The sequence below is a fragment of the Streptomyces sp. NPDC058001 genome (genome assembly GCF_042886315.1).
In the GTDB taxonomy this organism is placed as follows: Bacteria; Actinomycetota; Actinomycetes; order Streptomycetales; family Streptomycetaceae; genus Streptomyces.
The window spans coordinates 31,868-53,562 of record NZ_JBHVQT010000015.1 but is presented as its reverse complement, the minus strand read 5'-3'; the positions used below and the strand labels follow the sequence as shown (position 1 = coordinate 53,562).

The following is a 21,695-nucleotide window of genomic DNA, read 5'->3' as shown; positions in this document are numbered from 1 at the left end:
AGGAAGGGGCGTCAGAACTTGATGCCGCCGAGCAGGCCCGCGAGGCTCGCTCCGCCCGCCTTGATGCTCGGCGCGATGGCCGTACTCGCCAGGTAGAAACCGAACAGGGCGCAGACCACCGCGTGCGACCCCTTGAGGCCGTCCTTGCGGAAGAAGAGGAACACGATGATTCCGAGCAGCACGACGCCTGAGATGGAGAGGATCATGAGGGGTTTCTCCTGGTCGGGTGGGGACAGTCACCATGAGTTCTGCCAGGTTCACAGCATGTATCCATACGATAAAAGGTGCAACCGGGTGTAATTCATTGAATTTCGCCCAGATGGCAGAGGTCTGGCTGGCCATCGGAGCCGGGGTGGGGGAGTCGTGCGGGTGTCCGCACCGACCGGAATACTTGCCTCCGCCCGGTCCTGTCATGTGCCGGTGCGAGCAGTACCCTGGCGATTCACCCGTACGGCGCACGGACCCGAAGGCCCACGGACATGACGGCCTGCGGATCCGAGCGTGCGGGCCCCCACCCGAACGCGAAAGGCGGAACGGCCGATGAGCGAAGCCCCCGACCCCGAGGTCGTGGAGCTGGCGACCAAGATCTTCGATCTGGCGCGCCACGGTGACGCCGACGCCATCGCGGCCTACGTCGACGCGGGCGTCCCGGCCAACCTCACCAACGACAGCGGCGACTCCCTGGTGATGCTCGCCGCCTACCACGGCCACGCCGACGCGGTACGGGCCCTCCTGGCCCGGGGCGCCGAGCCGGACCGGGCCAACGACCGGGGCCAGACCCCGCTCGCGGGAGCGGTCTTCAAGGGCGAGGACGCGGTGATCCGGGCCCTCCTGGACGGCGGCGCCGACCCCACGACCGGGACGCCGTCGGCGGTCGACACGGCCCGCATGTTCGGCAAGGTGGAACTCCTGGAGCTGTTCGGTGCTTCTTGAGCACCCGCTCTGACCAGGTACGACGGGGGTGTACGAAATGTGGTCGCGGCAGCGAGAACCGCTGGGTCATCATGACGAGGTGGTTCACGGACGCGACGGCTGGGCAGGTGTTGCCGCACCGCGCGGGCCGTGAACAGCCCGGCACGGGCATCGACGAGAGGCAGAGGAAGATGGTCTACAGCAAGCAAGAGACGACGGGCGCCCCGACGTGTTGTCGCGTGACCTGGTAGTGCACGTCCCCCGGTTGCGTCGACGCTTGATGTGAGGCTGTTTCCCATGTTCGATTCGGTCATAGCGCCCAGCGGTACGCTGCTCGGCCTGCTCCAGCGGGGCCGCGGCGACGGCACGCTGCACGCGCTCACCGCCCCGCGGGCCGAGGCGCTCGCGGCACTGCACCACTGTGTCCTGCGCGACCCCCGCCACGACTGGCAGGTGGAGAACCGCTCCCTGTACTACGCCAGGCTCTATCTGGACCTGCACGGTGGCCTGGACGAGATCGAGCGGCATCTCTTCGACGCCGAGGACATCCTCGACACCGACGAGAACCGCACGGGCCTCGCCCTGGCCGTACTCGGCCATCTCGCGTCCTACGGCAGACGGGACGCCCTGCGCCTGCTGCGGCGGTACGCGGCCTCCGGTACCAACTGGGCCTGGGCACTCGACGAACTCGCGCTGCGCGACGACGACCGCGGACTGCGCGCGCTCGCCGCCTCCGTACTCGCCCGGTTCCCCGCCGACGCCGAGGGCGACGCCGAGCTGACCGCCGCCGTACGCGACGCCTTCGAGCCACGGCCCTGGCGGCTGTGGGCCGACGATCCGCGCCCCGCGATCGGCGCCCGGGTGCGGGCCGCCCAGGAGCGGGGCTCCTTCGACCGCTGGCAGCGCCAGCTCAGTCCCACCGGACCACGGCCCGGCTGGAGTGTGCGGGCCGTCTTCGACTGGGCCGACAAGGGCATCGAGCGCGGCGCGGCCCTGCACGTCCCGGCCGCCCGCTGCCTGACCGCCGTCGCCGGACCCGAGGACCACGCCGAGATCCTGGACGCCGCCCGCAACGGCACCGACGGGGCCCGCTCCACCGCCATCCGCTATCTCGCCGACTCCCACGACCCCCAGGCGCTCGACCTGATCGAGGCCGCCGTGACCTCACCGTCCGCCGGTGTCGTGGACGCCGCGGTCGCCGCGTTCGAACGGATGCGCAGCGTCGCCGCCGTGGAGCGCGCCCGCGCGTGGGCGCGGCGGCCCGATGTACTGGGCGCCGCGGCCGGCCGGATGCTCGCCTGCCGGGGCGGCACCCGCGACACCGAACTCGTCCTGGAGGCGCTGCGCGAGGCGGTGCGCGGCGAGGGCCCGGACGCTCCCGGCCTGTGGACCCTCGTCGACGGCGCCGGACGCCTCGGCATCGTCTCCGCGGCACCCGTACTGCGCCATGTGTACCGCGAGACCGCCTCGTCCCATCTGCGCGGCCGTGCCGCACGCGCGCTGGCGGCCACCGACCCGTCCTTCCCCGCCGGATTCGCCGTCGAGTGCCTGTGGGACTGCGAGGAGACCACCCGGGAGATCGCCGCCCGGCACGCCGAGACCGGTGACGCGCGCGTGGTCGAACAACTCAGAAGGCTGGCGGCCGATCCCGCCGAGGAGGACGAGGTGCAGACCGCGGTCCGCAGCCGGATCGGGCCGGACGCGCCGGCGGTGTAGCCCCCGGGGTGACGCACGCCTTCGGGCCCCGGACGGCGATCGCGGCGCCGGGGTCCCCCGGCATCGGGTTCCCGGCACCGAGTTCCGTGCGCTGAGTTCCCGGCACCGAGGACCCGGCACCGATCGGTCCCCGCGTCGAACGGTCCCCGCGTCGGCGGTCTTGGCCGATTGGCCCCCGTACGCCGTTCGACGTGCCGTTTGGCCCTGGTGAGAGGCAACGCTCACGGGACGTTCCCCGCCTGGAAAGATCCACGTTGACGCGGGCACGTCCAGCACGACGACAACACGGGTATGCGTGTCGTCATCGTGACTGAATCCTTCCCCCCTGACGTCAACGGCGTGGCGCACTGCGCCCTCCAGACAGCTCGGCATCTGGTCGCCCGTGGACTCGAACCGCTCGTTGTCGCCCCGGCCACCGCGGCCGGGGCCGGGGACGACGCATCGGCGCCCTGCCCGGTCGTCCGCGTCCCGTCCCTTCCCCTCCCCGGCTATCCCCAGGTCAGGGTGGCACTCCCCAGCCGCCGCGTGGCCGCCGCACTCACCGATCACCGCGCGGACCTGGTCCACCTCGCCAGCCCCTTCGTCCTAGGCGTCCGGGGCATGGCGGCGGCGACCCGGCTGCACCTGCCCGCCGTCGCCGTCTACCAGACCGATCTGGCCGGATACGCGCGTACCTACATGGGAGCGGGCGAGGCCACCGCGTGGCGTCGCATCCGCAGCGTGCACAGCGCCGCCGACCGCACCCTCGCGCCCTCCACGGCCGCCCTGAAGGACCTGGAGGACCACGGAGTGCCCCGGGTCAGGCTCTGGCCGCGCGGCGTCGACACGGCCCGCTTCCGGCCGGAGCTGCGCGACGAGGCACTGCGTCGCGAACTCGCCCCGAACGGCGAGATGATCGTCGGCTACGTGGGTCGGCTCGCCCCCGAGAAGCAGGTCGAACTGCTGGCCGGCGCCTGCCGTCTCGACGGTGTACGCGTCGTCGTGGTGGGTGACGGGCCCAGCGGCGACGGACTGCGCGAGGCGTTGCCCGGCGCGGTGTTCCTCGGCCGCCGCACCGGCGACGAACTCGCCCGGATCTTCGCCTCCTTCGACGTGTTCGCGCACACCGGACCCTTCGAGACGTTCTGTCAGACCGTGCAGGAGGCCATGGCCAGCGGAGTGCCGGTCGTGGCGCCCGCGGCGGGCGGCCCGCTCGACCTGGTCGACCACGGCAGGACCGGCTTCCTGGTGCCCCCGCGCGACGAGAACGCCGTACGCGACGCCGTACGGGCCCTCGCCGTCGACCCGGCGCTGCGGGCCGCGTTCGGCGCCGCGGGCCGTGCCACCGTCGAGGGCCGCACCTGGGCGGCCGTCGGCGACCAACTCATCGACCACTACACCGATGTCCTCACCTCCCGAACGGTGGTCGCCGCGTGAACGCCAGGGATGTCATGAACAGTGCAGGGCCGGGGGACGAGAACGGACGGCCGCTGCGTCTGGTGCGGCTCGCGAACTTCGTCGCCCCCTCGTCGGGCGGGCTGCGCACGGCCCTGCGCGAACTGGGCACCGGATACCGCGCGGCCGGTCACCACCCCGTCCTGATCGTCCCCGGCGCGCGGTACGAGGACAAGGACACCGCGCAGGGCCGGGTCATCACCCTCCCGGGCCCGCTGCTGCCCGGCACCGGCGGCTACCGCGTCCTCACCGACCGGCGGCGCCTGACCCGCGTCCTGGAACGGCTCGCCCCCGACCGCCTGGAGGTCTCCGACCGCACGACCCTGCGGTGGACGGGGGAGTGGGCGCGCCGGGCCCGGGTGCCCGCCGTCATGGTGTCCCATGAGACGGCACACGGTGTGCTGCGCACCTGGGGCCTGCCCGAGACCTCCGCCCGGCGGGCCGCCGACACCCTCAACCGGCGCACCGCGCGCGCGTACGCACGCGTGGTGTGCACGACGGAGTGGGCCGAGCGCGAGTTCGTCCGCATCGGCGCCCGCAATGTCGTACGGGCCCCGCTCGGCGTCGACCTGGAGCGCTGCCGTCCGGATCTGCGGGACCCGGCCGTACGCGAGCGGTACGCGCGCGTGGGCGACGCGTTGCTCGTGATGTGCTCCCGGCTGTCCGTCGAGAAGCGGCCCGGGACCGCGCTGGATGCCCTGGAAGCGCTCCTCGCGCGTGGGCAGAAGGCCGTCCTGGTCGTCGCCGGGGACGGTCCGTTGCGCGGCCGGCTCGAACAGCGGGCCCGCGAGCGGCGGTTGCCCGTCACCTTCCTCGGCCATCTCAACGACCGGACCGCGCTGGGCGCCCTCCAGGCGAGCGCGGACGTGTGCCTGGCCCCGGGACCCGCCGAGACGTTCGGGCTCGCGGCCCTGGAGGCGATGGCCTGCGGGACGCCCGTGGTGGCGAGCGCGTCGTCCGCGCTGCCCGAGATCGTCGGCGCCGCCGGTGCCACGGCCGCCGACACCGGGGACACCTTCGCGGACGCCGTGCAGGAACTCCTGGAGCGCTTCGAGCCGGAGCGCAGGGACGCGGCACGCGCGCGTGCCGAGTGCTTCGGCTGGAGCACCGCCGTCGAGGCGTTCCTGACGGCCCATGACGCGCCGGTGCGGGTCATGGAGGCACCCGTGACGGGCGCTTTTGGTGCCCGTACGGAACCGGGGGCGCGGGGGGACGCGGTATGAGACCCGTGCGGTTCGTCGCGCTGGGCGACTCGCTCACCGAAGGGGTGGGCGATCCGCTCGGCGACGGGTGGCGCGGCTGGGCGGCGCTGCTCGCCGAAGGTCTCGGCCCGGCCGGCGCGCCCGCCGAGTTCCGCAATCTGGCGGTCAGCGGCGCCCAGACCCGGGACGTCCTGGAGCGGCAGACACCGGACGCGCTGGACCTGGAGCCCGATGTGGTGTCCGTCGTCGTCGGCGTGAACGACACCCTGCGCTGCACGTTCGACATCCCCTCCGTGGCGTCCCGCCTGGACGCGGTGTACGCGCGCTTCGCGGAGCGGGGCACCACCCTGCTCACCGCCTGCCTGCCCGACCCGGGGGCGATGCTCGGGCTGCCGGGCTCGCTGGCCCGTCCCCTCGCGCGGCGGCAACGGGCCGTCAACACGGTCGTGCACGCCCTGTCCGAGCGGTACGGGGCGGTCCATCTGCACGCGGCCGAGGGCGCCTGGCTCACCGACCGCGCGATGTGGAGCGCGGACCGGCTGCACCCCGGCGAGCGGGGCCACCGCCAACTCGCCGTCCGCTTCCACGCCCTGCTGGCCGCCGAGGGGGTCGCGACCGGTGCGGTGCCTTCGGCCGAGCCCGAACTGCCGCCTCCCACCCGGTCCGCGAGCCTCCTGTGGCTCGCCACCGCGGGCACCGGATGGGTGGCCCGCCGGTGCACCGACCTGCTGCCGCAGCTGCTCACCCTCGCGGCGGACGAGATGCGGCACCGCGCGCGGGGCACCAGCGCGCGCCTCGATCTGCGGGCGTCGCACGCGGTGGCGCAGGCGCTGGCCGCGCTGACGCCCGCGGATCAGCCGGAGACGGCGTGACGCTCTTATGGCGGGGGTGAGTTGCGATGGCTGGGGTGAGTGCCGATGCCTGGGGTGAGCCCCGGTGGCTGGAGTTAGTCCCTATAACTGTTCTGACGATTGCTTACGTCTGCGGTGAGGCTTAGGTCCGCGGTGAGGGTTACGGCTGGGGCGAGTCCCGCAGCGCCGCGTGCCCGTGCCGTCCGGTGACGATGAACCGTACCGGTGTCCCCGGCACTGCCTGGGCCGCCGCCGCCAGGTCCGCCTCGCGGACGACCGCGACCACCGGGTAGCCGCCGGTGGTCGGATGGTCGGCGAGGAACACCACCGGGCGGCCGTCCGGTGGGACCTGTACCGCCCCCAGGACCAGACCCTCGCTGGGGAGTTCACCCCGCACGGCACGCTCCAGGGGCGGCCCCTCGGTGCGCAGGCCGATGCGGTTGCTCGCCGACGACACCCGGTACGCGCGCGAGGTGAGCGTCCTGACGGCCCGCTGCGTGAACCAGGCGTCGCGGGGCCCGAGCGTCACCCTCAGCACCAGCTCCGCCGGAGGGCCGGGGCGCGGAGCGACATCCACGCGTGCGGGGGTGCCGTGCGCGACACCGATCGGGAGGACCGTCCCGTCGGTGAGGGGGGCGGGGCCCAGGCCCGACAGCAGATCCGTCGAGCGGCTCCCGAGCACCGGCTCCACCGCGACACCGCCCGCGAACGCGACGTAGCCGCGTACCCCCGACACGGCGGGCCCGATGTCGAGCACCGCCCCGGCTGGTAGGTGCACGGGCGCGCCGAACGCGACCGGGCGCCCGTCCACCGACACCGGGGACGGGGCGCCGCCCACCGCGACGGTCAGCGCGCACCGGGCGCGTACCGCACAGCCGTTGAGGGTCGTCTCCAGGACGGCGGCGTCCAGGGGATTGCCGACGAGCCGGTTGACGAGGGCCGCGGCGGGCGCGTCGAGCGCACCGGAGCGCGGCACCCCGAGATGGGCGTGGCCCGGCCGCCCCCGGTCCTGCACGGTCGTCAGCGCGCCCGCCCGGACGACCCCGACGGCACGATCGGTCACCTCGGCGCCTCCGGCAGGAAGCGGACCCGCGTTCCGGGCGCGAGGAGCGCGGCGGGCACCCGCGCGGGGTCCCACAGCACGGCGTCCGTCGTCCCGATGAGTTGCCAGCCGCCCGGCGACGACCGTGGATACACGCCGGTGTACGGGCCCGCCAGCGCGACCGAACCCGCGGGAACCGTGGTCCGGGGCGTGGCCCGGCGCGGCACGTCGTACCGTTCGGGCAGCCCCGTCAGATAGCCGAATCCGGGCGCGAACCCACAGAAGGCGACGCGGAATTCGGCCGCCGCGTGGACGCGTGCCACCTCGTCCGCGCCGACGCCCCACAGCGCGGCGACGTCCGCGAGGTCCGGGCCGTCGTACCGCAGCGGGATCTCCACGACGTCCGACGCGTGCGCGCGCGGGGGCGGCACCTTCCAGGACGGCAGGTCGGCGGCGAGCCCGCTCGGGTCGTCGAGCCCGTCGAGGAGCACCGTGCGCGCGGCCGGGACGATCTCCCGTACGCGCAGGGTCCCGGCGGAGCGGCGGCGCAGCAGTTCCGCGTGCAGCGCCTGCGCGTCGTCGCCGCTGTCGAGTTCCACCAGCAGGGCCCGGTCACCGACCGGCAGCGGTCTCATACGAACGCCTCCACACGGACCCCCGCGGCCTCCAGGCGCGCGCGTACGCGTGCGGCGAGTCCGACCGCTCCCGGGGTGTCGCCGTGCAGACACAGCGACCGGGCCCGTACCGGGATCTCCCGGCCGTCCCGCGCGGTGACCGAGCCGAACCGGGCGATGCCCAGGGACCGTTCGACCACCGCCTCCGGATCCGAGACGACCGCCCCTTCGGTGCCGCGCGGCACCAAGGTGCCCCGGGAGGTGTACGCGCGGTCGGCGAACGCCTCGGTGACGACGGGCAGCCCGGCCTTCCCCGCGACCTCCAGGAACCGCGACCCGGGCAGCCCGAGCACGGGCAGCGAGGCGTCCGCGATGAGTACCCCGTCGACCACCGCGCGGGCCTGGTCCTCGTCGTGCACGATCCGGTTGTAGAGCGCGCCGTGCGGCTTCACATAGGCCACGCGCGCGCCCGCCGCGCGCGCGAAGACCTCCAACGCACCGATCTGGTACGCCACTTCCGCCGCCAGTTCGTCGGGCGGCACGTCCATCGCGCGCCGCCCGAAGCCCGCCAGGTCGCGGTAGGAGACCTGGGCGCCGACGCGTACCCCGCGCGCGGCGGCCAGCTCGCACACCCGCCGCATGGTGGACGCGTCGCCCGCGTGGAAGCCGCAGGCCACATTGGCGCTGGTGACGACGGACAGCAGCCGCTCGTCGTCGGTGAGCGTCCAGCGCCCGAAGCCCTCGCCGAGGTCGGCGTTGAGATCGATGGAGACCACGGTCATGGCGTCCTCCCGGTCAGGCCACGCGGTACTGCGCGTCGCGGGCGTCGGTGATGAACATCTGCCCCGGCGCGTGGGTGATCGCGAACGGTGGCCCGGAGGCCATGACCACCGCCTGCGGGGTCACTCCGCACGCCCAGAACACCGGGATGTCACCCGGCTCGGCGGTCACCGGGTCCCCGAAGTCGGGACGGCCGAGGTCCGCGATGCCGAGTCCGTCCGGATCCCCGCAGTGCACGGGGCTGCCGTGCACCGCGGGCAGCAGCGAACTCTCCCTGATCGCCGCCGAGAGGTGCTCGGGCGGCACCGGGCGCATCGACACGACCATCGGTCCGTGCAGCCGCCCCGCGGGCCGGCAGCGGCGGTCGGTGACGTACATCGGCACATTGCGGCCCTGCTCGATGTGGCGCAGCGGGACGCCCGCGTCGGCGAGCGCCCACTCGAAGGTGAAGCTGCACCCGATCAGGAACGACACCAGGTCGTCGCGCCAGTGGTCCCGGGCGTCCGTGGGCTCGGCGACGAGTGTGCCGTCCCGCCAGACGCGGTAGCCCGGCAGATCGGTGCGCAGATCGGCACCGCGCGCGAGGGGGGTGCTCCACGAACCGGCGTCGGTGACGTCGAGCACGGGACACGCCTTCGGGTTGCGCTGGCAGAACAGCAGCATGTCGTACGCCCAGTCCGCCGGCACCGCGATCAGGTTCGCCTGGGTGTGGCCGGCCGAGTACCCCGCGGTCGGTCCGGTGAGTCCCGCGCGAAACCGCGCGCGTGCCGTCGCGGGACTCCACTCGCGCGCGTGGTTGTCGGTCCTGCCGATCTCGTCGATCTCGTCGATCTCGTCGATGTCCTCGATGGGACGCTCCTTCGTACGGTTCACAGCAACTCCCTCCCCCGGGTCTCGGGCAGTCCGAACAGCGCCAGCACGGCGAGGGCATACCCCAGCGCGCCGAAGATCAGCGCCCCGCCGACACCCCAGCTGTCGGCGAGGAATCCCACCAGCGTGGGGAACACGGCACCCACCGCACGGCCCGTGTTGTACGTGAAGCCCTGACCGGTCCCGCGTACGGCGGTCGGATACAGCTCGCTCAGGTACGAGCCGAAGCCGCTGAAGATCGCCGACATGCAGAAGCCGAGCGGGAAACCGAGCACCAGGAGCACGGTGTTCGCGCCGCTGGGGATGTTCGTGTACGCGAGGATCGCGGCGGCGGACAGGAACGCGAACAGGGCGATGTTCCGTTTGCGGCCCAGCTTGTCGGTGAGATAGCCACCCGTCAGATAGCCGATGAACGCGCCCGAGATGAGGAAGCTCAGATAGCCGCCCGTACCGACGACGGAGAGGCCGCGCTCCGACTTGAGGTACGTGGGCACCCAGGTGGCCAGCGTGTAATAGCCGCCCTGCACACCGGTGGAGAGCAGCACCGCGAAGAACGTCGTGCGCAGCAGGCCCGGTTCGGTCGCCGTGCCCCGCCGGAAGATCGCCGTGAAGGAACCCTTCTCCGGGCTGTTCTGCCGCTCCAGGGCCGCGCCGGGCGCGTCCTGCACATGGCGGCGCACATAGATCACGAGCAGCGCGGGCAGAGCGCCCGTCCAGAACATCACGCGCCAGGCGAGGTCCGCGTCGAGGAACTGGAACACCAGCGTGTACACGACCGCGGCCAGTGCCCAGCCGACCGCCCAGGAACTCTGGATCGCGCCCAGCGTCCGACCGCGGTGCTTGGCGCTCGCGTACTCGGCGACCAGGATCGCGCCCACGGCCCACTCGCCGCCGAAGCCGAGTCCCTGGAGCGCGCGGAAGACCAGCAGGGTCTCGTAGTTGGGCGCGAAACCGCAGGCCACGGTGAACACGGCGTAGGTGATCACTGTGATCATCAGGGCCTTGACCCGGCCGATGCGGTCCGCGAGGACGCCCGCGACGGCGCCGCCGATCGCGGACACCACCAGCGTGACCGTCGTGAACAGTCCGGTCTGTCCGCTGCTCAGACCGAAGTAGGCCGCCAGCGCGACCATGCTCAGCGGCAGCGTGAAGTAGTCGTACGAGTCCAGCGCATAGCCGCCGAACGCACCGGCGAACGCGCGCCTGCCGCGCGGCCCGAGGGCACGCAGCCAGCCGAACGCGCCACCGTCGTCGGTGGGTTCACCCGGGGCGGCGGGGTCGCCCGATGCGATGGGGCCGCCCGGGACGGAGCCGTCGTCGGCCTTCAGGGCCTTGGGTGGAGGAGTCGTGCTCATGTGCACCTCGCAGTACTCGCGGAGCGGTTGGGGGACGGAGGGTGCGGAGGTTCTGAGCCGTGCGGACGTTCTGAGCTGTGCGGAGGTTCTGAGCCGTGCGGGCGTGCTGTTTCGACAAGGTAGAGGATCGTTGAACAATCCCTCAATACTCATGTTGTTTCGTTCTTGTATCTACGCTTGAATTCGGACATGGCAGAACTGACCGGCCTCGCGGACGACCGCGCCCTCCTGGGTCGCACCAGCACCGCCGAGCGGGTGGCCGACATCCTCCGCAGCCGTATCGCCGAGGGGTACTTCCCGCCCGGGACCCGGCTCTCCGAGGACAGCATCGGCGGCGCACTCGGCGTCTCCCGCAACACCCTGCGCGAGGCGTTCCGGCTGCTCACCCACGAACGTCTCCTCGAACACCAGCTCAACCGGGGCGTGTTCGTACGCATCCTGAGCATCGAGGACGTCGAGGACATCTACCGCACCCGCAGACTCGTCCAGTGCGCCGTCGTCCGGGGCCTCGGCCGGCCGCCGTACGCCGTGGACGGGCCCGCCGCCGCCGTCGCGGAAGGCCGGGAAGCGGCGGCCGAAGGCGACTGGAAGGGCGTCTCGACCGCCAACATCCACTTCCACCGGGAACTCGTCGCCCTCGCCGGCAGCGAACGCACCGACGAACTCATGCGCAGCGTCTTCGCCGAACTGCGCCTCGCCTTCCATGTGGTGGACGACCCACGGGCGCTGCACGAGCCCTACCTCGCGCGAAACCGCCGCATCCTGGAGGCTCTTGAGGCCGGCGAGGGCGCCGAGGCCGAACGGCTGCTCGCCGCCTACCTGGACGACTCACGACGGCGGATGGTCGAGGTGTACGGGCGTCGCGTCGCGGACGCGGAGCAGACGGACGGGTGATCCGCGTTGCCGCTTGCCCGATCCCGATCCCGATCCCGATCCCTGTCACGCTCCCGCGCCCGCTGCCTTGCCCTGGGCCGACCGGAACCGGGGTCGCGTGGCGGGCGTCCGGCGGTCGCATCTGCGTCGTTTCGACCGTTGTCAGACCGAGGACCTAGGCTGTGCAGCGTGACTTCGCCTGCCACCACGGACTCAGCTCCGCCCCAGCTCAGCGCGGGGCCGCGGCCCGCCCTGGGCCCGGCCGCCGACGAGGGACTGGCGCGGCGGCTGCGGGCGCTCGCCTGCACCGCCCCGCTGCACGACCTGGACGTACGCAAGGCGAATCTCGCGGGCGAGTACTCGGTGTACGGCATGGCGGAGGTCGCCCTGTCCGCCATCGACCTGGTCACGCTCAACATGGACTTCGACACGGGCGCCGACCACGAGCAGATAGTGTCCCGGCTGATCCCGCGCGTGGCGGCCCAGGCCCCGCGCCGCCCGAGCGAGGAGCACGAGCGCGTCGCCCGCTGGGTCCTGGAGAACCTGATCAACGTCGGCAGCGTCGACCGGGGCTTTCGCGCGGTGTACGGCACGTTCGCGCCCGATGGCAGCTATGTCCGCCGTGACTACGACTTCAAGCTGATCGAAGAAGTCCCCGGGTACGGCGGAGGGGTCTATCTCCGGACCACCGACGAAGCCGTCAACGTCCTGGTCGGCGCCCTCGACACGGATGTGACCAGCGCGCAGATCGCCGCCGAGGTCAAGCTGGAGGTGCTGATCAGCCGTGGCCGGCTCGCCGACGCCCAACTCGCCGCCGAACAGGCCCGCTACCGCACGGTGCAGTACTCCGAGACCCTGCGCCGCGCCCTCGACGCGACCCGGCGCAATGTCCGCGCGGTCGACTGGTTGCACACCGTCCCCGACATGATCACCGAGGCCCTGGACCATGTCGCCGACCGCTACCGCCACGAGAACGCGATCCTGACCAACATCCGCAAGGCCCGCGACGAGTCCGAGGACCCCGAGCACAAGCGCCGCGCCGCCGAACTGGTCGACATCGTCAAGGACTGCATCCGCCGCCACACCCAGTTGCAGTCCCGGCTCCTCGAAGCCGGCCCCCTGTTCCGCGCCGAGCAGGACCGGCAGGCGTTCGCGGCACCCTCCGCGCGCGCGGGCCTCGATCTCTACGGACAGCTCGTCGCGCCGGTCCTCCCGCTGCCCGTCGAGCGGGCGATCCGGGTCACGGACGCCTTCTTCGCGCGCGGGACGGGCCTGCGGACCCCCGTGTCCGTACGCGTCGGGGACCTCGTGGACCTGCTGCTGACGCCCCCGCTGGAGCGGGAACACCTCGGGGCCGAGATGCCCGAGCCTGACCTGATCGCCACCCCCGACGACAGCCGGTTCAGCGAGGACCAGCTCGCCCGCGCGACCGACCTGCTCGACCTGCCCGCCGACGCGCCCCGCCGGCTCTCCGGACTGCTCGCCGAGGCCCGCCGGGGCGGCGACGGTGAACTGCCGTATCTCGTCGCCCTCCTGGCGGTCCATGCGGCCAGCCCGCCCGTCGGTACCGCCTACCGGCAGGGTGAGCAGAAGCTCCTGTTCGCCGTGGACGACGGCACCGAACTGGACGACCCCGAATTCGGCGGCGCGGACCTCATCGTCGGCACCGCCCTGCTCGACGCGGCGGGGATGGCCGCCGGGCGGACGGAGAACGCATGACCGCGTCGTACGGAGACCGCATGACCGCGTACGGACATCGCGCGACGGCGTCGTGCGGAGACCGCACCACCATGTACGGACATCGCGTGACCACATCGTACGGACGCCGCATGACCGTGACCGCCGACGCGGGCGCGACCTTCGTCCCACCCCACCCCGACGCCCCGACCACCCGTCACCGCAGCAAGGAGCAGCAGCCGTGAGCGACCACCACGCAGACACCGCCGCGTGGGGCGAGCCGGACGAACGGCCGGTCCCCGCGGCCCCCGCGCCCGTCACCCCGGCCGACGCCGCCGACGCCGCGCGGCTCGTCGCCTTCGGCCTCCAGCCCAAGCTGCAGCCCGCCCGCGACGCCGAATACGCCGAACTGCTGCGCCGCTACGGCGAGGACCCCCCGTTCGCCCGGCTCGCCGACGCCGTCGCCACCGGTCTCGGTCTGATCGTCCTGGAGGTCTCCCCGCGCGCGGGGATGGCCGTCACCGCCGCCGAGGACTCCGTCTTCGCCGTCCGCATGGGGGACTACGCGCGGCGGGCGTCCGCCGACTCCACCGACCGCTTCCTGCACGGCCTCGCCCATCTCGCCGTGGCCGCGCTGGCGTTCCCGAGACCCGAGGACCTCGCCGACGACGGCTACATCGGCCGCGTCACGGTCAACGGCGTCGACGGCTTCGTACGCCAGGCGTGCCGCAGGCTGGAGGAGCGCGCCGAGGAACAGGGCGAGAACACCGACCCGGCGACCGAAGCGCCCGGCCTCGAAGCGGCCTGGCGGATCTGGGCCCGGCGCAGCTCCACCGGCGCCACCAAGGACGCCCGCAGACTTGCCGGTTCGACCACCGGCATCGTCGGCAAGGCCGCCGCGTTCCTCACCGAGTCGGGCTTCCTCCAGCGCACCGGCGACGACGCGGGCGGTACGTACCGGACGACCGCGCGTTATCAGTTGCAGGTCCGCGACATGGCGGGCAGCGCCGCCATGGGCGAACTCCTCGACCTGGGGGTCGTACCGGTCACCGACGGCACGGCGACGCTGCTGCCCGCCGACGACACCGACGCCCTGGAGCTGGTGGCCGACGCCGGACTGCCCTTCCACTCCTGACGCTCACCCGCCCCCCACACCTTCGAACACCGACGACTTGTCGAAGACTGAGAGTCCGCCGCCATGTACGAGCTGTCCCGGGTCCGCCTCTACTCCATCGGGCCGGCCGGTGCGCGCTACGCCGACACCGTGCTGGACCTCCGTGGCGTGGGCACCGTCGTGCCCCACCCCGCGCCCGCCCAGGCGGAGTTCTTCGCGGCGGAACCCGTAGGACCGCCCCGCCGCCCGGCCCCCGCGGGCGTGCTCTTCCTGGAGAACGGCGGCGGCAAGTCCGTCCTCCTCAAGCTGATCTTCTCCGTGATGCTGCCCGGACACCGCAACACCCTGGGCGGCGCCAGCTCCGGCGTGCTGCGGAAGTTCCTGCTCGCCGACGACTGCGGACATGTCGCCCTGGAGTGGCAGCACACCCTCACCGGCGAGTGCGTCGTCGTCGGCAAGGTCAGCGAATGGCGGGGCCGCCAAGTCTCCAACGACCCGCGGAAGTTCGCCGAGGCGTGGTACTCGTTCCGGCCGGGCCCCGGGCTCAGCCTGGACAACCTCCCGGTCGCCGAGTCCACCGCCGTACGCCCGCCCGTCGAGGGCGCCTCCGGCGCGCAGGGCCGCCGCCGCACCATGAAGGGCTTCCGGGACGCCCTCACCGACGCGGGCAAGGCGTACCCGCACCTCGACGTGCACTGGGAGGAGATCCACGAGCGCTGGACCGAACACCTCGGCGACCTCGGGCTCGACCCCGAACTCTTCCGCTACCAGCGGGAGATGAACGCCGACGAGGGCGAGGCGGCCGGACTCTTCGCCGTCAAGAAGGACTCCGACTTCACCGACCTGCTGCTGCGCGCGGTCACCGACACCCGGGACACCGACGGACTCGCCGACCTCGTCGGCGGATTCGGCAACAAACTGGGCCGCCGCTCCGAACTCATCGCCGAACGCGACTTCACCGCGGGCTCCGTCGACCTCCTGGGACGCATCGTCGAGGCCGCCGACGCACGCTCCCGCGCGCGGGACATCCACGCCGCCGCCGAACGGCGCACCCGCACCCTCGCCCGCCGGCTGTCCGCCCGGGGCACCGAGGAGCGCCGCCGCGCCGCCGACCTCGCCCAGCAGGTCACGGCCGCCGCGCACACCGTCACACGGGCCGAGCAGGACCGCGGCCACACCGCCCTGATCGCCGCCGAACTGGCGTACCGGCACGCCTCCCTGGCCCGCGCGGGCGCCGAGAAGGCCGCCGCCGCGCAGAAACGGGAACTGGCCGACGCCCGCACCCTGTACGCGGCGTGGCAGGCCGCCGAAGCCGTGCTCCGCCACCGGGCCGCCGCCGACCGGTCCGCGCGCGTGGCCGTCGTCATCCGCGAGGCCGAGCGGGACGCCGCCCCCGCGCTCGCCGCGCGCGCCAAGGCCGCCGCCGAACTCGTCCGCGCCCTCCAGGCCGCCGCCGACGACGCCGAAGGGCTCGCGAACGAGGGCGAGGAGCGCTCCGCGACCCTCCAGGAGGCCGGGGAAGCCGCCCACCGCGACGCGACGGCCGCCGCCACCGAGGCCCAGCGCGCCCGCAGTGAGGCCGGGCATCTGCGCCAGCGCCTGACCGAGGTCGAACAGGAGACCGCCGAGGCCGTCCGCGCGGGCTGGCTCGACGACGCCGCGCCCGACGCCGACCCGGCACGGGCCGCGCTCGCCGCAAGCGACGCCGAGAAGTCCGCCGTCGCCGCCTGGGACACCGCACGCGAGGCGTCCCACCGCGCCACCGAACACGCCCGCGAGGCCGCCGCCACCGAGACCCGCGCCGAACTGACCGCGGCGCGCGCGGCCGACGCGGCGGGCGCCGCGCAGCGGGCGTACGAGGGCGAGGTGCACACCGCCGAGGCCCTCGCGCGCGAGGAGCGGCTCGCGGAACTCCTCAGCCTCCCGGGAGCGGCGGGGTCGCGCGCGGACACCGGTGTGCCGCAGCCCCGCGTCGCGTCCAGGACCGCCCGCCCGGGGACGGAGGGCGCCACCGACCCCGCCGACCGGCCCGCCCCGGACGACCGGGCCGCCACCGAAGGACCCCTCACCCCCGAGGAACTCGACCGCGCCGCCGACGACCTCACGCGCCTCCTCGAAGACGGAGTCGCCGCCGCCGAACGGCAGTTGTTCGAGCTGCGCACCGCCGCCGCCGACGACTCCCGGATCCTCGGAGCGCTCGGCGACGGCGGCCTGCTGCCCCCGGGCCCCGACGTCCTGGCCACCGTCGAGTACCTCGGGGAGCACGGCATCCCCGCACTGCCCGGCTGGCGCTACCTCGCCCAGGCCGTCGACCCCACCGACCACGCGCGCGTGCTCGCCGCCCGGCCCGAACTGGTCGACGGCGTGATCATCACCGACCCCGACTCGCACGCGCGCGCCCGCGAAAGCCTCGGCAACGCCGCCCTGCTGCCGCGCTCCGCCGTCGCCGTGGGCACCGCCGCCGCCCTGCTCGCCCCGACCCCGGCACCCGGTACGGGCGAGGACCACGGCGACGTGTTCCTCGTACCGCCGAACCCGGCCATGCACGACGAGCACGCCGCCGACGAGGAGCGGCAGGCACTGCGCACGCGCGCGACCGAGCGCGACGAGGACATCCGCGCGCTGGCCAGCCGGCTCGCCAAGGACCGGGAGCTGGCCGCCCGCCTGGCGTCCTGGCGTGGCGGCTGCCCGGCGGGACGGCTCACCGAACTCGCCACCACCGCGCGCGATGCGCACGCCTTCGCGGACACGGCCGAGGCCGAACTGGTGGAGGCGCGGACCGTGCGTACGGAGGCGGACGAGGTCGCCGCCGACGCCGCACGCCTGCGTGAGGAGCGGCAGGACACCGCGCAGCGCGCGCGGCGCGCGGCCGACGCGCTCGCCGGGCTCGCGTTCCGGCTGCGCGAGCGGGCCGGCTGGCAGGTGCGGCTGCGGGAACTCGCCGACGAGGCCGTCGAGTCGGAGGCCCGCGCCCAGTCCTGCCTGGACCGCGCCCGCGCGGCCGACGAGGACCGCCGCGCCGCCCAGCGCGCCGCGGACGACGCCCGGCGCACCGCCCGCGCCCTGCGGGCCGAGCGCGCCGAGATCGCGGGCGCGCCCGACGACGTACCGCAGGTGGCCGACGCGCGCGAGGGGGACTCGGCGCCGCGGCCGTCGCTGCCCGCCCTGCGCGAGGCGTACCGTGCCGCGTCGCAGCTGTACGAGAAGGTCGGCGTCGGCGCCGATCTGCGCGCCGAGCAGGCGCGGGCCGAGAGCGACGAGAGCGCGGCGGTCGCCGAACTGGACCGGCTCAGCAACAAGGTCCGTACCCGCGCGGCCCAGCTCCTGGAGTCCCCGGACGGCGCCGACGGGCCGTCGCGGCAGGCCGCCGCCGCGCGCGCGGAAGAGCTGGTGCAGCTCCTGGAGACCCGCGTGTCGACCGCCAGCGAACAGCTGGGCCGGCTGCGCGGCGAGGCCGAGCGGCACGCGCCCGATGACGGCGCCGCCCACACCGAACTGCCCGACGACACCGTCCCCCGGGACGTCGACCACGCGCAGGCACTGCTGCGCACCGCGACCGGTGAACTCGCCGCGCGCACCGAGGCATTGGGTACGGCACGCGACGCGCACGCGCACCTCCTACAGGCGCACCGCGCGGCCGAGGACGGCGCCGGCGGCTTCGACGAGACGGCTGCCCTGCTGCGGGACCTGCTGCGCGACCACCAGGACGACGAGGGCGCCGAGACCCCCGAGCCGTACCCCGGCGATCTGGAGGAGGCCCGGCGCGCCGCCGCCGAGACCCGGCGCTCGCTGCGTGGCTGCGCCGCCGATCTGTCCGTCGCCGAAGCGGCCGTACGCGAGGCGAGCGACGTGCTCGTCCGGCACGCCAACGCCACCCGGTACGAGCAGGTCCGCACGCCCGCCCGTCAGCAGATCCGCGAACTGCCCGCGTCCGCCCTGTCGGAGCACGCGCAGAAGTGGGCCGACGCCTTCGCGCCCCGACTGCGGGTGCTGACGGACGAGTTGGCGCAGCTGGAGCGCAATCGCGGCTCGATCGTGGACCGGCTGCGCGGCCTCGTCGAATCGGCGCTGGCCACTCTCCGGTCCGCCCAGCGTCTGTCCCGGCTGCCGGAAGGGCTCGGCGAGTGGTCGGGCCAGGAGTTCTTGCGGATCCGCTTCGAGGAGCCCGATCAGGCGACCCTGACCGAGCGGCTCGGCGAGGTCGTGGACGAGGCCACGCGCGCGGCCGTGCGCAAGAACTCCGACATGCGGCGCGACGGCATGTCCCTGCTGCTGCGCGGTGTCGCCGCCGCGCTCCAGCCGCGCGGGGTGTCCGTCGAGATCCTGAAGCCGGACGCCGTCCTGCGCGCCGAGCGGGTCTCCGTCGGGCAGATGGGCGACGTGTTCTCCGGCGGCCAGCTCCTCACCGCCGCCATCGCCCTGTACTGCACGATGGCCGCCCTGCGGTCGAACGACCGGGGCCGCGACAAGCACCGGCACGCGGGCACCCTGTTCCTCGACAATCCCATCGGCCGCGCCAACGCCACCTATCTGCTGGAGCTTCAGCGGGCCGTGTCGGACGCGCTCGGGGTGCAACTCCTGTACACGACGGGACTGTTCGACACGACGGCGCTCGCCGAGTTCCCGCTGGTCATCCGGTTGCGCAACGACGCCGATCTACGGGCGGGACTGAAGTACATCAGCGTCGAGGAGCACCTGCGTCCGGGGCTCCCGCAGCAGGCCCCGGACGAGGAGACGGTGCACGGCGAGATCACGGCGACCCGGATGTACAAGCGGCCCGCCGCGACCGACTGAGGAGCCTAGGGCGGCGACGCCGCCTCCCCGGGGGCGGCGCCCAGCGCCCGGGTCACCCAGGCGTGGAAGGCGCCGATGTGGTGCTCGCTGGGGACGAGCACCCCGCCGTGACGGTAGGCGCGGGACGACATCGCGGGCTGGGTGCGCTCACAGGCGGCGAAATCCTGCTCGTTGACCCGGTGGAACAGCTCCACCGACTTCGACAGGTCCGCGCCGGACTCGACCACATCGCGCGCGTACAGCCAGTCGCACTCGACCACCGTACGGTCGGCCGCGAGCGGGAACATCCGGTGCACGATCACATGGTCGGGGACCAGGTTGACGAATAACGTCGGCTTCACGGTGATCGCGTAGTAGCGCCGGTCCTGCTCGGCGGTGACCTCCGGCAGTTTCCCGAAACCCGCGCTGCCGTCCACCGTGAAGCCCCGCACCCCGGCCCCGAACTCGGCGCCGTGGCCCACGTAGTACTGCGCCGCGTAGCCGTCCGCGAACTCCGGCAGCACATCGGTGAGTTCGGGGTGGATCGTCGCGCAGTGGTAGCACTCCATGAAGTTCTCGACGATCAGCTTCCAGTTGGCCCGCACGTCGTAGCTGACACGCCGGCCGAGCGCGAGGTCCTGTGCGCGGTAGTGCTCGACGGACGCGGCGTCGCCCAGACGTTCGACGGCCGCACCCATCACCGTCTCCTCGAACGACGGCGGCTCGTCCGCGAGGCACACCCAGGCATAGCCCAGCCACTCCCGCAGCCCCACGCCGACCAGGCCGTACGCGACGCGGTCGACGTCCGGCATCCTCACCAGGTGGGGCGCCGCGACGAGCCGGCCGTCCAGGTCGTACGTCCACGCGTGGTAGGGGCACTGGAGCGTGCGCCGGACCTCACCGGACTCGGCCACGCAGAGCCGGGCGCCCCGGTGCCGGCAGATGTTGAGGAAGGCACGCAGCTCGCCGGCGCGGTTACGGGTCACCAGGACGCTCTCGCGGCCGATGTGCACCGTCCGGTAGGCGCCGGGCTTCGCCAGATCGGCGGAGCGAACGGCACAGAACCAGCCGGACTCGAAGATCCGTTCCTGTTCCTGACGGAAGATCTCCGGGTCCGTGTACCAGCGGCCGGGGAGGGTGGCGATGAGGCTCGGGGGGAGTGGGGGCGGGCTCTGCGAAGGAGGCGCCCCGGTGGAGGCGGGGGGTGTGGTCACGTGCGGACTCCTGGGCGGACGTGTCGAAGTCGGGTTGCGGTGTCGCGCCCCGCAAGGGGCGCGGGGAACTGCGCGACCAGCCACGGACGGCCCGCGGCAGATCTACCGCGGTTCCGGCGGAGCGCATCGGTGCGGGTCGAACAGGTCGATGGGGTGCCGGGTGGAGCCGTCCAGGGCGAGATCGGCGGTGATCTCCCCGACGACGGGCACGAATTTGAATCCGTGCCCGGAGAACCCGCAGGCCACGGTCACGGACCCGGGATGCGCGGGGTGCCGGGCGATCACGAAGTGCTCGTCGGGTGTGTTCGAGTACATGCAGGTGGCGGCCTTGAGGAAGGTGCCGGGGAGCGACGGGATCCGGTGGGACATGTCGGCGGCCATCGCGGCGACCTCGTGGTCGTGCACGGTCCGGTCGATGGTCTCCGGGGTGCAGACGGTGCCGCCCTTGCGGAAGAAGGCCACCTTCGCGCCGAGATCCGGCCCGTCGATCGCCGGGAACCCGTACACCTGGACCCCGTCCGCGTCCTCCCAGATGTAGATGGGATGCCGCTCGGGCACGAAGGGCGCGGTGCCTCCGGTCGGCTGGAACCAGTACATGACCTGCCGCTCGATCGTGAACGGCACCCCGAGGTCGGCGAGCAGACGCGGTGCCCACGCGCCGGGACAGATCACCAACTGGCCCGCCGTGTACGTGTCGTCGGGCGTGTGCACGCGCACCCCGTCGCGATACGGCGTCCAGTGGGTCACCGGCTCCTGGAAGTGCAGATCGGCGCCCTGCCGTGTGGCCAACTGGAGGTGCGCGGCGACGGTGTTCTCGGGCCGGAGCAGTCCCGCGCGCGCCTCGTACAGCGCCACTTCGTCGTCCCGGGGCGTGAGCGTCGGGAAGCGGCGGCGGATCTCGCGGGCGTCGAGCAGTTCGTGCGGCAGGTCCCATTGACGGGCCGAGAGCAGCGATCCGGCGACGGTCCGCGACTCGGGCCGCCCGACCATCACCCCGCCGCACAGCGTGGCCACCTCACGCCCGGTGTCCCGCTCCACCTGCTCGTACAGCTCGTACGCGCGCAGCAGCAGGGGGACGTACGCGGGGTCCTCGAAGTACGACTGCCGGGTGATCCGCGAACCCCCGTGACTGGAGCCCTTGTTGTGCGCCGGGCCGAACTTCTCCAGGCCGAGGACGCGGGCCCCGCGCGCGGAGAGATGATGCGCGGCGGCACTGCCCATGCCGCCGAGACCGATCACGATCACGTCGTACGTCGGGGACAACAGGG

General features: G+C 73.4%; 18 protein-coding genes. 10 read left to right on the top strand and 8 right to left on the bottom strand.

All coding sequences use genetic code 11. The features are described from left to right. Positions 1–11: 11 nt before the first annotated feature. Positions 12–206: a hypothetical protein gene (locus ACFVT5_RS33405; protein WP_389895811.1), complete on the bottom strand. Its 195-nt coding sequence runs from the start codon at positions 204–206 to the stop codon at positions 12–14. Between the two features lie 334 nt (positions 207–540). On the opposite strand from ACFVT5_RS33405, the gene ACFVT5_RS33400 reads away from it, so the two are divergent. From ACFVT5_RS33400 to ACFVT5_RS33380, 5 genes are all read left to right on the top strand, one after another. Next, the gene (locus ACFVT5_RS33400) at positions 541–933 is read left to right on the top strand and encodes an ankyrin repeat domain-containing protein (protein ID WP_389895808.1); all 393 of its coding nucleotides are present in this window, start codon (positions 541–543) and stop codon (positions 931–933) included. A 276-nt stretch (positions 934–1,209) separates the two neighbouring features. Continuing rightward, positions 1,210–2,628: a HEAT repeat domain-containing protein gene (locus tag ACFVT5_RS33395; RefSeq protein ID WP_389895805.1), complete on the top strand. Its 1,419-nt coding sequence runs from the start codon at positions 1,210–1,212 to the stop codon at positions 2,626–2,628. Positions 2,629–2,919: 291 nt separating this feature from the next. Continuing rightward, positions 2,920–4,044, top strand: a complete 1,125-nt coding sequence (locus tag ACFVT5_RS33390; RefSeq protein ID WP_389895803.1) for a glycosyltransferase family 4 protein — start codon at positions 2,920–2,922, stop codon at positions 4,042–4,044. Positions 4,045–4,058: 14 nt separating this feature from the next. Then, on the top strand, positions 4,059–5,285 hold the full coding sequence (locus ACFVT5_RS33385) for a glycosyltransferase (protein WP_389895799.1): 1,227 nt from the start codon (positions 4,059–4,061) through the stop codon (positions 5,283–5,285). Then, positions 5,282–6,136 carry an SGNH/GDSL hydrolase family protein gene (locus ACFVT5_RS33380; RefSeq protein ID WP_389895797.1) on the top strand — a complete coding sequence of 285 codons (855 nt, stop codon included), beginning with the start codon at positions 5,282–5,284 and terminating at the stop codon, positions 6,134–6,136. Before ACFVT5_RS33385 ends, ACFVT5_RS33380 begins: the two co-directional genes overlap by 4 nt. Before the next feature lie 139 nt (positions 6,137–6,275). Here ACFVT5_RS33380 and ACFVT5_RS33375 read toward each other — a convergent pair whose 3' ends face one another. The 5 genes from ACFVT5_RS33375 to ACFVT5_RS33355 are packed head-to-tail and all read right to left on the bottom strand — an operon-like array spanning position 6,276 to position 10,776. Further along, positions 6,276–7,178, bottom strand: coding sequence for a biotin-dependent carboxyltransferase family protein (locus ACFVT5_RS33375; protein ID WP_389895794.1), 903 nt, complete (start codon positions 7,176–7,178; stop codon positions 6,276–6,278). Continuing rightward, the gene (locus tag ACFVT5_RS33370) at positions 7,175–7,792 is read right to left on the bottom strand and encodes an allophanate hydrolase subunit 1 (RefSeq protein WP_389895791.1); all 618 of its coding nucleotides are present in this window, start codon (positions 7,790–7,792) and stop codon (positions 7,175–7,177) included. The genes ACFVT5_RS33375 and ACFVT5_RS33370 overlap by 4 nt, the downstream gene beginning before the upstream one ends. Next, positions 7,789–8,547, bottom strand: coding sequence for a LamB/YcsF family protein (locus ACFVT5_RS33365; protein ID WP_389896350.1), 759 nt, complete (start codon positions 8,545–8,547; stop codon positions 7,789–7,791). The genes ACFVT5_RS33370 and ACFVT5_RS33365 overlap by 4 nt, the downstream gene beginning before the upstream one ends. A 19-nt stretch (positions 8,548–8,566) precedes the next feature. Next, positions 8,567–9,424 carry a putative hydro-lyase gene (locus ACFVT5_RS33360; protein WP_389895789.1) on the bottom strand — a complete coding sequence of 286 codons (858 nt, stop codon included), beginning with the start codon at positions 9,422–9,424 and terminating at the stop codon, positions 8,567–8,569. Continuing rightward, a complete protein-coding gene (locus tag ACFVT5_RS33355; protein ID WP_389895786.1) occupies positions 9,421–10,776 on the bottom strand; it encodes an MFS transporter in 1,356 nt (451 codons plus the stop codon). Before ACFVT5_RS33355 ends, ACFVT5_RS33360 begins: the two co-directional genes overlap by 4 nt. A gap of 189 nt (positions 10,777–10,965) precedes the next feature. Here ACFVT5_RS33355 and ACFVT5_RS33350 point away from each other — a divergent pair, with 189 nt between their 5' ends. From ACFVT5_RS33350 to ACFVT5_RS33330, 5 genes are all read left to right on the top strand, one after another. Then, on the top strand, positions 10,966–11,670 hold the full coding sequence (locus tag ACFVT5_RS33350; RefSeq protein ID WP_389895784.1) for a GntR family transcriptional regulator: 705 nt from the start codon (positions 10,966–10,968) through the stop codon (positions 11,668–11,670). 168 nt (positions 11,671–11,838) lie between these two features. Continuing rightward, positions 11,839–13,368: a hypothetical protein gene (locus tag ACFVT5_RS33345; protein WP_389895781.1), complete on the top strand. Its 1,530-nt coding sequence runs from the start codon at positions 11,839–11,841 to the stop codon at positions 13,366–13,368. After that, positions 13,365–13,571, top strand: coding sequence for a hypothetical protein (locus tag ACFVT5_RS33340; RefSeq protein WP_389895778.1), 207 nt, complete (start codon positions 13,365–13,367; stop codon positions 13,569–13,571). Before ACFVT5_RS33345 ends, ACFVT5_RS33340 begins: the two co-directional genes overlap by 4 nt. Beyond that, a complete protein-coding gene (locus tag ACFVT5_RS33335) occupies positions 13,568–14,461 on the top strand; it encodes a hypothetical protein (RefSeq protein ID WP_389895775.1) in 894 nt (297 codons plus the stop codon). The genes ACFVT5_RS33340 and ACFVT5_RS33335 overlap by 4 nt, the downstream gene beginning before the upstream one ends. 63 nt (positions 14,462–14,524) lie before the next feature. Further along, positions 14,525–19,234 (top strand): hypothetical protein, encoded by a 4,710-nt coding sequence (locus ACFVT5_RS33330; RefSeq protein ID WP_389895772.1) that lies wholly within the window; start codon positions 14,525–14,527, stop codon positions 19,232–19,234. Between the two features lie 5 nt (positions 19,235–19,239). Here ACFVT5_RS33330 and ACFVT5_RS33325 read toward each other — a convergent pair whose 3' ends face one another. Continuing rightward, positions 19,240–20,427, bottom strand: a complete 1,188-nt coding sequence (locus ACFVT5_RS33325) for an aromatic ring-hydroxylating dioxygenase subunit alpha (protein ID WP_389895770.1) — start codon at positions 20,425–20,427, stop codon at positions 19,240–19,242. Positions 20,428–20,529: 102 nt separating this feature from the next. Beyond that, a complete protein-coding gene (gene solA, locus ACFVT5_RS33320) occupies positions 20,530–21,690 on the bottom strand; it encodes an N-methyl-L-tryptophan oxidase (RefSeq protein ID WP_389895767.1) in 1,161 nt (386 codons plus the stop codon). Positions 21,691–21,695: the final 5 nt, after the last annotated feature.

Excerpts from the sequence above, each read along its gene's own strand:
- ACFVT5_RS33405 (WP_389895811.1), bottom strand. The coding sequence starts at position 206 with ATGATCCTCTCCATCTCAGGCGTCGTGCTGCTCGGAATCATCGTGTTC.
- ACFVT5_RS33400 (WP_389895808.1), top strand. The coding sequence starts at position 541 with ATGAGCGAAGCCCCCGACCCCGAGGTCGTGGAGCTGGCGACCAAGATC.
- ACFVT5_RS33395 (WP_389895805.1), top strand. The coding sequence starts at position 1,210 with ATGTTCGATTCGGTCATAGCGCCCAGCGGTACGCTGCTCGGCCTGCTC.
- ACFVT5_RS33390 (WP_389895803.1), top strand. The coding sequence starts at position 2,920 with ATGCGTGTCGTCATCGTGACTGAATCCTTCCCCCCTGACGTCAACGGC.
- ACFVT5_RS33385 (WP_389895799.1), top strand. The coding sequence starts at position 4,059 with ATGAACAGTGCAGGGCCGGGGGACGAGAACGGACGGCCGCTGCGTCTG.
- ACFVT5_RS33380 (WP_389895797.1), top strand. The coding sequence starts at position 5,282 with ATGAGACCCGTGCGGTTCGTCGCGCTGGGCGACTCGCTCACCGAAGGG.
- ACFVT5_RS33370 (WP_389895791.1), bottom strand. The coding sequence starts at position 7,792 with ATGAGACCGCTGCCGGTCGGTGACCGGGCCCTGCTGGTGGAACTCGAC.
- ACFVT5_RS33355 (WP_389895786.1), bottom strand. The coding sequence starts at position 10,776 with ATGAGCACGACTCCTCCACCCAAGGCCCTGAAGGCCGACGACGGCTCC.
- ACFVT5_RS33350 (WP_389895784.1), top strand. The coding sequence starts at position 10,966 with ATGGCAGAACTGACCGGCCTCGCGGACGACCGCGCCCTCCTGGGTCGC.
- ACFVT5_RS33340 (WP_389895778.1), top strand. The coding sequence starts at position 13,365 with ATGACCGCGTCGTACGGAGACCGCATGACCGCGTACGGACATCGCGCG.
- ACFVT5_RS33330 (WP_389895772.1), top strand. The coding sequence starts at position 14,525 with ATGTACGAGCTGTCCCGGGTCCGCCTCTACTCCATCGGGCCGGCCGGT.